12 protein-coding genes are annotated in these 12531 nt (G+C 34.3%); 6 read left to right on the plus strand and 6 right to left on the minus strand.

Features of this window, described 5'->3' with window-relative positions:
- Positions 1-22: 22 nt before the first annotated feature.
- The 4 genes from FRZ67_RS04490 to FRZ67_RS04505 all read right to left on the minus strand — a co-directional run bounded on the left by FRZ67_RS04490 (position 23) and on the right by FRZ67_RS04505 (position 5425).
- Positions 23-2299 (minus strand): NACHT domain-containing protein, encoded by a 2277-nt coding sequence (locus FRZ67_RS04490; protein WP_147188390.1) that lies wholly within the window; start codon positions 2297-2299, stop codon positions 23-25.
- Positions 2300-2998: a hypothetical protein gene (locus FRZ67_RS04495; protein WP_147188391.1), complete on the minus strand. Its 699-nt coding sequence runs from the start codon at positions 2996-2998 to the stop codon at positions 2300-2302. It abuts the gene before it with no gap.
- Between the two features lie 234 nt (positions 2999-3232).
- Positions 3233-3667, minus strand: coding sequence for a hypothetical protein (locus FRZ67_RS04500; protein WP_147188392.1), 435 nt, complete (start codon positions 3665-3667; stop codon positions 3233-3235).
- Between the two features lie 288 nt (positions 3668-3955).
- Positions 3956-5425 (minus strand): PKD domain-containing protein, encoded by a 1470-nt coding sequence (locus FRZ67_RS04505; protein ID WP_147188393.1) that lies wholly within the window; start codon positions 5423-5425, stop codon positions 3956-3958.
- A gap of 848 nt (positions 5426-6273) precedes the next feature.
- Between FRZ67_RS04505 and FRZ67_RS04510 the strand changes: the two genes are divergently transcribed.
- The 6 genes from FRZ67_RS04510 (at position 6274) to cls (ending at position 10395) form a co-directional block, all read left to right on the plus strand.
- The gene (locus FRZ67_RS04510; protein ID WP_147188394.1) at positions 6274-6882 is read left to right on the plus strand and encodes a Pycsar system effector family protein; all 609 of its coding nucleotides are present in this window, start codon (positions 6274-6276) and stop codon (positions 6880-6882) included.
- A gap of 36 nt (positions 6883-6918) precedes the next feature.
- A complete protein-coding gene (locus FRZ67_RS04515; RefSeq protein ID WP_147188395.1) occupies positions 6919-7482 on the plus strand; it encodes a hypothetical protein in 564 nt (187 codons plus the stop codon).
- A gap of 284 nt (positions 7483-7766) precedes the next feature.
- Positions 7767-8144 carry a hypothetical protein gene (locus FRZ67_RS04520; RefSeq protein ID WP_147188396.1) on the plus strand — a complete coding sequence of 126 codons (378 nt, stop codon included), beginning with the start codon at positions 7767-7769 and terminating at the stop codon, positions 8142-8144.
- Positions 8145-8421: 277 nt separating this feature from the next.
- Positions 8422-8604, plus strand: a complete 183-nt coding sequence (locus tag FRZ67_RS04525; protein ID WP_147188397.1) for a hypothetical protein — start codon at positions 8422-8424, stop codon at positions 8602-8604.
- 27 nt (positions 8605-8631) lie between these two features.
- Positions 8632-8784, plus strand: a complete 153-nt coding sequence (locus tag FRZ67_RS04530; protein WP_147188398.1) for a lmo0937 family membrane protein — start codon at positions 8632-8634, stop codon at positions 8782-8784.
- 168 nt (positions 8785-8952) lie between these two features.
- Positions 8953-10395, plus strand: coding sequence for a cardiolipin synthase (gene cls, locus FRZ67_RS04535; protein WP_147188399.1), 1443 nt, complete (start codon positions 8953-8955; stop codon positions 10393-10395).
- Between the two features lie 108 nt (positions 10396-10503).
- On the opposite strand, the gene FRZ67_RS04540 is transcribed toward cls, so the two are convergent.
- The gene (locus FRZ67_RS04540) at positions 10504-11700 is read right to left on the minus strand and encodes a sensor histidine kinase (protein ID WP_147188400.1); all 1197 of its coding nucleotides are present in this window, start codon (positions 11698-11700) and stop codon (positions 10504-10506) included.
- Between the two features lie 408 nt (positions 11701-12108).
- Positions 12109-12324 (minus strand): hypervirulence associated TUDOR domain-containing protein, encoded by a 216-nt coding sequence (locus tag FRZ67_RS04545; RefSeq protein WP_147188401.1) that lies wholly within the window; start codon positions 12322-12324, stop codon positions 12109-12111.
- Positions 12325-12531: the final 207 nt, after the last annotated feature.

Raw genomic sequence — 12531 nt, forward strand, 5'->3', positions numbered from 1 at the left:
ACTATATAAAAATTCTGTATTCTTAAGAGTTCATCTGTTTAATTATGTTTACAAAATTTTCGAATCCTCCTTTACTTTCTTTTAACGCCTGATTTATTTTATCAAAAGCCATAGCTAATTTAAATCTACGTTTCTGACCAGACCCTATATACTCAACCTCTTCTATTATTCCTGAATTTAATAAAACAGGCAGTAACTTTTCGATAAAATAAGTTGCTTTATTTCCAAGCCGAATTTTAAACACATTATCATTAAGATGCGAGCCTCTTATAAATCTTCTTAAAATTTTTTGAACAATTTCAAGGTCGTCATCAATTACACTTTCTTGAGTCACTTGATCAATTTGTTCTTGAACATCTTCTATATCTGGAAAAATAAAACCTATTTCTGTAAGTTCTTTTTCAATGTGTAGAGGATCATAGAAACTTAAATCCGTTGTTCTATTTTGTACTGAAAATATTTCCGAATTTTTGATTACAACATTTTTAATTTCAACATGATCAGAATCTATCTCAATCCCATCAAATGTACATGAGTCAAATATACAATTCTTAATAACTGAAGCGGAAATTGCAGTTATTTGAAAATAAGAATTTGTAAATGATAATTGATCTAAATTAACTCCGACTAAACTGTTTGAAGGAAATGAATAATTATCTAAAATGATTCCATTTGAATTTTCTGAAGATAAAATTTTAAGGATTAAATTACCACAATTCTCTTTTACAAAGGATGTTGGGCCTTCATTTAATTGAATAATATTTAAGATTCTAACAACATCTTTAATCTCAATTTTTTGTTGCTTACATCGGACTATTATCGTATCAACAGTTGGATTAAAAATTAATCCCTTTCTCATCAGGTTTTTGAAATTTGAAATATCATCTTTTTTCAGAGCATTAAAAAAAGCAATTCCCAAAAAGAATTGTTGAAATTCTTCATGATCAAATTTCAAATGATTTAAATTTTGATCTGATTTAATTAATAAGGCATGTTGCCTTAGTCTTTCTTTAACTTGCCTGCTTGTTCTAACATTAAATTGCTGAGACTCGGAATATAAGTCTGCCAATAAATCAATAATATTTAGAGATAATGAGTCCGTACTATTAAACCACATTTCTTCTGAAATGATTCCTAATAAATCGTAGTGTTGCTCAACTGTCAATAAAGGCTTAAAGGGTTCTCCCGAAGTGTCGATCCATTTTGTATCTGCTTCTCTAGTTATTATTGCATCAACAAAATTTGGGAAATATTCTGAAGAACTTTCGAACACCGATGTTATCTTTTGTAATTCACTTGTTGAAGGAACAACATCCAAAAGTCGATTTACTAATACAGGTCTAGTTAATAAAGGATGGTTTGCTCCTAATCTTTCAGATACAATTTCATAAATCGTTTCAGCATCTTCAACATTTCTTGAAAAAGCGTATTCAATAAATTGGTCTTTACTCCATCTATCAATTGAAATTTTAGAAAATGAAACAGAATTCGACCCAATAGTATCAAAAAGCCTTGCTTGTGAGCTAAAACTTTTATAGTCAAAGTAGGCTTTACGAGCTGCAATTAGAATATTACCATTTGATTCAAGCTTACTCATTAGCTGACCCGTTGCAGACAAGGCTTCGCCTGAAGAGTTTTCCATAAACATTTCTTCAAATCCATCAAAAGCGGGGACTATTAAACCCAATTTTACCAACTCAATAAATGATTCATAATAAAATGATCTAAATCTCAATCTATTGACCAAAGAGGCAATCACGATATCATCAAATCTAAGGAATGGTCTCCCCCCAAGTGGAATGGGAACTAATAACCAGTTAATTTCTTTCTTTTTAAATAAGTTAGCTTGTGTGGAAGCCAGATGATTAATAATTGTCGTTTTGCCTTCACCCGCATCAGAAGTAAGATAAATAACATCAGTTGTACCAGGTATTTTTCTACTTAATTTTTCCTGAAGACAATTTATAACATTTGAAGTGGGTTTTTCAATTTCAGAAGGATCTGTATCTATGTCATCTAAGAGAAGCCCCGTAGGGTTTATGAAATCACCAATCGGTCTTATATATTCTTTAATCCTATCAGCGAGTATTTCTAGCTGAGCTATTCTTATTGAAATCCATATAAGGGCTTTTAATTCATTCTCATCTTCTTTTATATATAATTCACCATCTTTTATTAAAACATCTGCCGAAATAATATCGCCTCTTATTATGGCCGTAAGTTTACCTTTTGTTATTTCAACATCCGATGCGTTATCAGCGAAGGATACAAGAATTCGCTTCAAGTCCTGTATATTCATTTAAAGATTTTTTTGAAAATAATTTGCAGTAACTGTTCTGGAATAATGCGTTGGCGTTGCTCTTGGTTTTGTTTGCATATGATATACTTTAGCGCCACCCATGACCCCTGCTAAAATACCAGGCCATAAATCATCATCAGAAGACACGACACTGACTATTCTATTACTCTGACAAATATTAATTAAATCAGAAGTTAACATTGTATCAACTAATTTTTGTTCTTGTCGAAAAATAATATGTTCCGGTCGAATAGTATTACAGGTATTACACTTGTTTAATTGAAAAAAATTATATACTTCCACAATTGGACAATTTGTGATTAAACAGCCTTTTAATCGAGGATTATGTGATTGTACACCAGAAGGAAATCCTCTTCGCCGAAACGTATTAAACAGTTCAATTCTCGGGGCTGAAGTTAAACTAGTCGCAAGCTCAATATTTACAATAACAGTTGTTTTGTTGTCAGAAAGCATTTCTGTTCGAGGAAAATCTCGCATAATTTCTGCATTCAAATTTTGAGCCTTTCTAGTTATATTGTTATTCTCATACCACCCGCCGTATAACCTTATGGTAATATTTTTATCCTTTATCTCAGTAGGTGAAAATTTACTTATTAGCTTTCCACTTAGATCAATTAATTGACGAGATGTGTCTTGGTAAGATAAATTATCGTAATCTATTAGAACGTGAAATGGCATACTCTTTTAAGGGCAAATCGTTATTTTAAAACGAAAAGATAAAAAAATAATTGAGATGCATAACATTTAATTACTCACACTTACTCCCAATTAATCTAAGGTAATGTTTGAAATCCTAAATAATTTCTCCAAATGGTCTAAGATACTGTCTCTAATTCCAAATAATATCTGTATTAATTTTGCAAAAGCCGAGAGGATGCAAACGGCGATACAAGCACTTTAGAAACCAAAATGCTAATTGCTTTTGGGAACATCAGGTCTGAACAAACTTGATAGAAAAGAGATAAAAAAGCCCGCCACAATGAAATTATGAAACCAATAAATCCAATTTGCTGCTCTGCTTATTGGCTTCATATCACTAAATGTAGTTGTATACGAAACCATTTGCGAAAAAGTCCAGAACTTTCCATTTTTTATATTTGTATCAGACTGTTGATATTCATTTTGTTTAGTAGTCAAGTCGCCTAGAAGAGATTTTAAATAGTCCTTGATGCTTACTTGTTCATCTCTTATTGCTGGGAAAATTAAAATAAATTTTCCTTTGAAATTACATATCACATATTCATATACTGTACCAGGATGATCTGCTACAACACCTGATCTTCCTCTTTTTATTAAATAAAAAGTATCAATAACTATTATGTTGTCCTTTCTCCGCAATGTCTCCATGCAGGTTTTGTGCGCAGCTTATGGGACATTGCGGTTCGGTTACCGCAATTACTATCCGCATAATCTTTACCAACGATACCGCAACGTCCCCGGCTAACACACAAACCTTTGGGGAGACAATGCGGAAAAAACATAAACGAATCTGCATATTGCTGCATATAGTTCAGAACGTACAAGTGAGTGACACAACGAAAGCTACATAATATTACAAATGCAAAAAATTATACAGCTTTCTAAAGTTCCTTTTGGAGCAGAGATATTGATAACATAGTAGCAAGATATAACCACTTATCTTAATTGGCCATCTGATGCAATGCGTGTGATAAAAATGCCAAAGTCAGTTACATTAATATCATCGCCATAACTTACAGCAATAAAATCATTACTGCTGCGGATGATATTTTGACATGATCTTGTGAATGATCCGTATGTGGATGTACAGGTTACTATCGTTCCGGGAATCTGTGCTCCCCAGTTCCAGCTTCCATTTTTATCAGTTTTATCAGCGCTTCCATGTTCATGAGATAAGCCGGAAGCCAAATAATAATTATTTCCATAACCAACAATAGAGTTGATATGGTAATCATTTCCAAAATTAATGGGTTGAAGATAATCAAGGTTGCTATTAAAACTGTAAACATCACCACCGGTTTTTATGTAGGCCCAATAGGTACCATCTGCTGCCGCAATCATTGCAGGAGCACCAATTTTGGCTTTTAAGTCGATGGGTAAAATTTTTTGTTGCGTAATGTTGCCGTTAAAATCAACTTGTGTTACTATAAGTTCAGGTGCAGAAGGAAGTATATATTGATTTCTAAGAGCAGAAAATAAATAGCCTGTACTGGTTTCGATAATGTTACCTGCATTGCTAATGTAGGGCTTGCTGCCAAGTGATATTCTCCACTCCTCCTGGCCATTGGCATCACATTTAACTGCGGTAGTGTAACCACCATCAGAAACATAACTATCTCCTATCGTAATGAAACCATTGTCACTGGTTTGCATTGAAAAATAGTTTTTACCCTGCACGCCCAGGTATTTTTCCCATAACAGATTACCTGACTGATCAATAAGGGATAAAGCATATTGTGAGGTGTTTCCATCATTGTAATTACCGGAAAGTATATAGTTACCGGAATTTGTTTTTTGAAGACTGGCTAATCTGATATTTCCTGTTAGTGTGTTACTATAAACAGTGTTTAACAAGCTATCTGTTTGCAACAGCGTATATGAATATGTATTCTGGCTAAAATTGCTAAATAAGACCATTGCACCATCATTAACTGCATTATCGGCACCCATAACATCAATGGTAGTATGAGAAAAATTATAACCTTTCTGACCAATAATAACACGAACATACCTTGTAAGTGTATCCCGTGGAATACTGTCGTAAAAAGTGGTAAGTGTTACTTTATAAGTGCCCGCAAGGTGATATGAATGAGAAGGGTTAGTTTCAGCACTAAAATTGTTATCTCCGAACGTCCAGTAATAGCTTACTTTTTTACCAGTATCAGAATTATTTATAAAATCCATTGGTGTATCATAGTATTGCAAGGTATCTGTAACGGAAGATGCATTGCAGTGTCCCTGAATAGAAAAATTTGCTCTTACAAAGGGAGTATCTTTGTGTATAACAGGTACTGAATCTGTTGGGTCAGGGTCTTGTGGAGTAATTGAATCTTTTGCTTTTGAACAGGAAAAAAAAATAGATAATGAGCAGAGTGAAAGGGTGAAAACAACAACAATTTTCTTCATAACTAAATGTAGGGTTAAATAGTTTCTTGATTTGATACCCGAAGATAAATAACGCCCTTAAATTTTTATTTATTTTTTCTTTCTTACTCTGCGAGTCTCTTTACTCCACGAGTCTCCAAATAACTACCTTCTCAGGCGAGTGTCTACAGCTATGTGTACTGGCTTTGTGGCACTTGCCGTATAGATAACAATAACAACAAGGAGAGTCCGCTGCACACGATTCTATACACATGAGACTCGCCTGAGAAACGATACACATTACCAACTCTGTTTATGCGCCATTATCGTTTTACTTAGTACTACACATGCTTTTCATTGCTGCATAAAGAAAAAAACGTACAAGTGAGTGACACAACAAAAGCTTAATTGTACAACAACTGCCGGTTAAATAACCACCTGGCAAAACAATTAAGTGGGCTAAAAATCAGTACCTGTTTTAGGGTATGCTCTTTCGCCGCGAACGTCTCCATGCGTGACTTTGTGCGTAGTTTATGGGATGTTGCGGTTCGGTTGCCGTAGTTACTATCTGCATAATCTTTACCAACAATACCGCAATATCCTCGGCTAATGCACAAATCTTTGGAGAGGCAATGCGGAGAAATCTGTCGCTACAAATATTCTACCTGACACAATTGCCTGCTTTCTCCGAGAGGCTTTCTTTGTTGCGGAAAAATAAACAATTATCATCCAGTGAGTTGTTGGCAATTAGTTTTTAACTACTTTAAATTAGGTCTTGCAAATGACAAACAAGATAATTATATTTAAAGTGTATAAGATTCTTTGCTGCCAGTCTAAAAATATACCGGATCAAACACAAAAACTTTCAATGCTAATAAATTTACAGTTTAATGGACGAAGAACTACCGGAAGAAACAGAGCGAAAAATTCAGGTAAAAAACCCGAAGAATTTATCATCAAAACAAAGAGGGCAGTTATTTAAAATTGCTTTTAGAAATTATATTGACCTTGTTAGTGTAGCAGATAAAAAGGCAGGTTTGCTTATTCAGGTTAACTCGATAGTCGTTACGATTGGGTATGGCTTTTTTATTAAAACAACAGAAAACAATTATTTAAATTATTTACCTGTGGCAATAATTATGGTTGGATCGCTGATCACTATTTTTTTTAGTGTTTTGGCAAGTAAACCAAGAAGAAATGATTTAAACTATATAAACGCAGTGGATAAAGAATTTTTTTTCTTTGGAAGCTTTGACCGGCTTGACTCTAATTTTAAAAATGTTTCCTGGGATAAGTATTCCAATGATATGAAACAATTCTTTAAAGGAAGAAAAAAAGAAGTGTTTGCAGAGCTTCTTAAAGAATCTTTCAATGTTAGAAAAGTTCTATCCAAGAAATTTACTTACCTGTCTATAGCTTATAAAGTTTTTTTTGGTGGGTTATTTTTGGGCATGCTAAGCTTTATTGTTTTGTATTATGGTAATTATATTCTTAAGTAAACTGTTACATACTTATAGCATCATTAAAAAAACAAAATGGAAAACATAACTGAAACCACAAAAGCTAAACCCAAATCGAAAACACGCAAAAGATTGTGGGAATTCTGCAACTCATCACTTGGCATCTGGGTTCTTTCAACAATATTTATTGGGCTGATTACTTTCAGTTATCAGAACTTTAGCCAGATTTATAAAGAACAAACAGACAAGAATAAGGAAATTAAAAGCCTGGAAATAGAAATTAACAGAAGGCTATTCATTTTTAATAGCGAGATTACAGAAGTAGCCAAAGTAGATACATCAAAAAAAAGTTATCCGTCAAAAATTGAAGATGCGATAAGAAAAGTAAATTCCAAGAATTGTTATGTATTTGAACAATTCAGAAAAAGAAAGTTATCGTCTTTACTTTATGAATTATATGCACTTTTACCTGAAAAAAATAAAGCTGTTGCTTACGAAGCATTTGAAAAGATGTTTATAATTGAACAATTTCCGGCAAAGATCAATAAGAATACAAAGTCAGATAAAGCAACGGGCTATTTTGATGAAATAGTAACGTATACCAAAACAAGTTTAGATATTAAAGATTGGAATAAATAAATTCATCGTTCATTCCTTACTTCTTTCTCCGCACAGTCTCTCCCATAGCCTTGTGCGTTGGCGGAGGACTTTGCGGTATTCAAAGAACAAAAGTTACAACAAAGCAATAGATATAATAGTGCATCTGCTGCATACAAAACAAGGCGTACAAGTGAGTGACACAACGAAGACGCTATGAAAGATATCAGCTTGATTAAAATATTAATCCTGGTATCATTTGTTACATTCTGCCTGATTATTTTTTAGGGTATGCTTTTTGACATATAGGTGCAAACACATAAATTATGGCTCTGCAAAACAAAAAACAATTTGGCGTTTGGATGGATTCACGTAATGCCACCGTAGTAGGAAGAACAAATGTAGATAATGGAGATTTTATTGTAATGGGGCACGTTGAAAATAATGGTGCTGACAGCAACTCAAATGAGAAAACAGCACACAATGCACAGAAGGGCTTGCAGCAAAAATTCTTTAAAGAAATAACTGCGCATATGCAGAATGCTGAAGAAGTACATATAACAGGTACCGGAACTGAACAGGAACAGTTTATACATTATATGGCAGAAACACCCCAGTTTAAAAACACAAAGACTGAAGAAAGCACTTCCAACAAGATCAGCGATGAAAAATTATTGGAATATATTGCTGAAAAATTCAATTGATTTATTGCATTAATTTCCTTCTCCGCCAGTCTCCAAATAATTAATTTCTTAGACAAGTGTCGGACAGCTATATGTGCTGGTTTTTGGCACTCGCCGCATAAATAATAATAACAACACAGCGAGTCCGCTGAACACAATGTTGCGCATGTGATACTAACTTTTGGAATTTGATCTTCCCTGTTGCTGCCTACAGAACAACGCACAACTAAGTATACGTGCACAACATCTGGCATGGTTTTATTATCAACTACTCTATTACAAATTAAAACCATACTTTATGAACATTAAAATCGGAGCTCTTATTGTAGGTGGCCTTGCTGCATTTGCCTATTATAGGTATAGCAAATTAAGCCCAAAAGAAAAAAAAGATGTAGTCGACAACCTAAAGCAAAAGGGTAAAAAATTATACGAAGAATATGTACCCGTTGTAAAAGAGACAATTGAAAAAAATTATATGTAAGTATTTATTAAAACAAAAAAAATAATCATGAGTAATATATTATACATCGTCGCTGTAATCCTGGTAATAATTTGGGCAATTGGTTTTTTTGGATATGCGGCTGGCGGACTTATACATATACTTCTTGTTATAGCAGTAATTTCAATAATTCTACAAGTTATTCGTGGCAGAAGTGTATAGTAAAAAGAAATAGCACAAATTAAAGGAACAGAACGGATGTGAAACCACCGTTCTGTTTTTATTAAAGTAATATTCCAGCGCCTGCTTTATGGCAATTTTTAAATGATATAAATGTTATAAGTAGCTTTATCAAATATATTGCCTCAACCAATAAAGCAGGAACGTGGAATGAACTATAAACTTATTTTATTAATTGTTTACTGTCTTATTTTACTTGTTGTTTGCCTGCGCATACTTTATGAAACACAAAACAGCAGTAAAACAATCGCATACTTGTTCGTTTGCATTTTTTTTCCTGTGTTCGGCATACTCTTTTATCTCGCATTCGGCATCAACTACTGGAAAAAGAAACGCTATTCAAAAAAGATGAATGAGGATGACAAAATGCTGGATCAGTTAAAGAAAAAAATTCCCGAATACAAGAACTGCACAGTAGATCCTAAGGATATTTCAGATGATAATGCGGAGCTTGTTTCTATGTTATTGAAAGATCTGCGCAGCCCGCTTACCCGCAATAACAGGATAAAACTTTTATTGAATGGTGAAGAAAAATTCCCTGAACTCATTAAGTGCCTGCAATCGGCTAAACATCATATACATATAGAGTATTACATTTTTGAACAGGATGAAACAGGCATCGCCATAATTGAATTACTGATAGCAAAAGCAAAAGAAGGTGTGCAGGTAAAATTTATTTATGATGATTTTGGAAGCCCGTCTATCAAAAAGAAAATAGAAAGAAAAATGCGGGATGCAGGTATTGAGATTTTCCCTTTCTCCAAAGTGCACTTTTATTTACTGGCAAACCGTATTAATTATCGCAATCATCGAAAAATAGTAGTAATAGATGGGCACACGGGTTTTGTTGGTGGCATTAACGTAAGTGACAAGTACGTAAACAATGGAAAACAAAAATTATACTGGAGAGATACACATTTACGTATAGATGGGCCGGGCGTCTATTACCTGCAGTATATTTTTATAACTGACTGGAATTTTTGTTGCGGAAAAGAATTAATTCCTGAAGATGTTTTTTTTGCACAATGCGATGATATCAAAGATGGCACACTTATTCAGATAGCCAGCAGCGGGCCAGATTCAACAGAGCCGTCCATCATGTTTTCAGTAATCGAGGCCATCAGCCTTGCAAAAGAAGAGATACTTATTACAACACCCTATTTTATTCCCGGCGACAGTATCATAAATGCATTAAGGATAGCAGCACTTGGCGGCGTTACGGTAAAATTGCTGGTTCCGGGTAAATGTGACTCAAGGGTAGTAAATGCTGCTTCCAAAGCTAATTATGATCCGCTGTTGCAGGCTGGTGTTGAAATATATCTTTACAATAAGGGATTTGTGCATGCAAAAACTTTGGTAACAGATAGTAAGTTATCCATAATAGGAACTGCTAATATGGATCACCGCAGTTTTGAATTAAACTTTGAAGTGAATGCCATTATTTACGATGAAACTTTTTCTAAAAAAATGAGAGAAGTATTTGCTGAGGATATTAAATATGCTACCAAATTAGATCCAAGGCTTTGGTATGAAAGATCGTTGTTAACGCAGTTCCCCGAAAAATTGGCAAGATTACTTTCTCCTACGTTATAGCTCAACCGGCAAGTTCACAAATAACTATGTTCTCACGAGAGTATCAGACAGCTTTGTGTGCTGGTTTTGTGGCAATCACGCTATAGAGACAGAGGAGAAGAAGCAGAACTAATTTAAATAGCTATCTTCAGAAGCTATTGGCAACTGAAAATAAAATGTGGAGCCTTTACCTTCTTCGCTTTCTACCCATATTGTTCCTTCGTGATTGGTAATAATATTCTCTGCAATATGAAGACCAAGACCCATCCCCGGGTAAGTGTCACGATGGCCCCCGGTAGCCCTGTAAAATTTTTCAAATATTTTATCCTGCTGATCCTGTGGTATTCCAAATCCCTGGTCTTTTACTGCACATATTATAGTATGCTCCTCTTTTTGTACTGTGATTATGATCGGTGAACCTGCTGGTGAATATTTCATGGCATTTGAAAGTAAATTCAAAAAGACCTGAGCAATTCTTTCCCTGTCCGCTATTATTTCAATATCAACTATATTTTCCAAAATAATATTATTTGATAAAGAGGTATGACGTATATCCTGCACTACATCTGTTATAATGTGTTTTAGATTAACTCTTTTCTTGTAATATACCAGCATGCCTTCCTTGATTTTGGTTACATCCAACAAATCATATATCAATAAGGCCAGTCTGTCTATTTGCACACGCATTTTATTTTGAATATCTGTTTGAGTAATTTTTTCGCCGTCAGTTTTTTCTGATAATAATTGCGTGTAGGCTTTTAAGATTGTTAATGGTGTTTTCAATTCATGGCTGGCGATACCCAAAAATTCTTCTTTTTGTTTCATTAATTTTTCACTTTCCAGTTTAGCTAAAGTTAGCTCGCTATTCAGTTGCTGCAGGTGGTTATTTGAGACTTGTAATTCGAGGGTTCTTTCCTGTATTATTTTTTCCAGTACAGCAGGAGATTTTAATGCAAGGGCCGATGGAATAATTTTATATAATCCATAAACAGCCATCCATGATGTAATTGCAGTAACAAAAAGTACCAGCGCCGACATTCTGTAAACAGGGAACCAAAACATTAAAGCATCGAACACATGGGTTACACCACATGAAAGGATAAATAAAATAAACAACCAAAAGATTTTCTGGAACGGAAGATGATTTTTTGATTTTTTTATGAGATAGAATAATATTACAGGAATTGAAAAGTAGGCCATTGCAATAAGGCTACTGGAAATTATATAAAGCCAACCGTGAAAGGGCGTCCAGATTCCACAGTGCCATCTGGCAGGCCAATTATTTGAGTCAAAGAGCCTTTTTAAAAAGTCTGATACCTGATCCATGGCTATAGTTTTTTAAAAACAAATGTATGAGGTAAGAACTGTAAAATGTTATCAGTTTTAAAAAGATTCCTTTTCTTCACGAGTCTCCATATAATTATGTTCCCAGGCGAGTAGCATATAACTATGTGTGCTGGCTTTGTGGCGCTTCCTGAATAGGTAACGATAAACGAGTGGCACAGTACCTACAGGGCACAATTTACCCTAATACATGCATATGTGCACCCATTATAATATTTAATACTTGCCGTACATATACAGATTTTCCGGCTTGTGACTGCTGCTTATTTGTTCTAGAAAATAAAACCGCACGAATAAACGTCAGAAGGTTCAATAATGATTTTACAATTAACTGACCGCTACTACCAGGTAACGCATAAACAGGCAGGATATCCGCATCAAAAAAAGTGATCACTTCTTTACCAAACTAAGTGCTGAACCTTTATGTGCGGCGATATGATCTGTCTTATCGCTTTTAATTTCATATTGCGGATCATCTGCTGTTGCATGATGTGTATACCCTTTATAATTAAAATCTTTCGTATGCACTTTTATAATGCTGCCACTTACATGCCCTGCTTCTGAATTCCAGGTTACATGATCCCCGATCTTAAATTTCTTTTTCATATGAGTAATTTAAAATGTACTGTTTAATTGTGCTAAATATATGTTTCAAAAAAAGTCCAGTTGTTCTAAACATGTAAATTATTGGTGCAGGTAAGCAGGCAAGCCTGCCAACAATCCATTCATGCTCCATTATCATGTTTATTACTTAACGTTTAAGTATGCAACTCATTGCCGCATAAAGCTCAGAACGTACAAGAGAGTGACACA

Source organism: Panacibacter ginsenosidivorans (assembly GCF_007971225.1).
Classification (GTDB): Bacteria; Bacteroidota; Bacteroidia; order Chitinophagales; family Chitinophagaceae; genus Panacibacter; species Panacibacter ginsenosidivorans.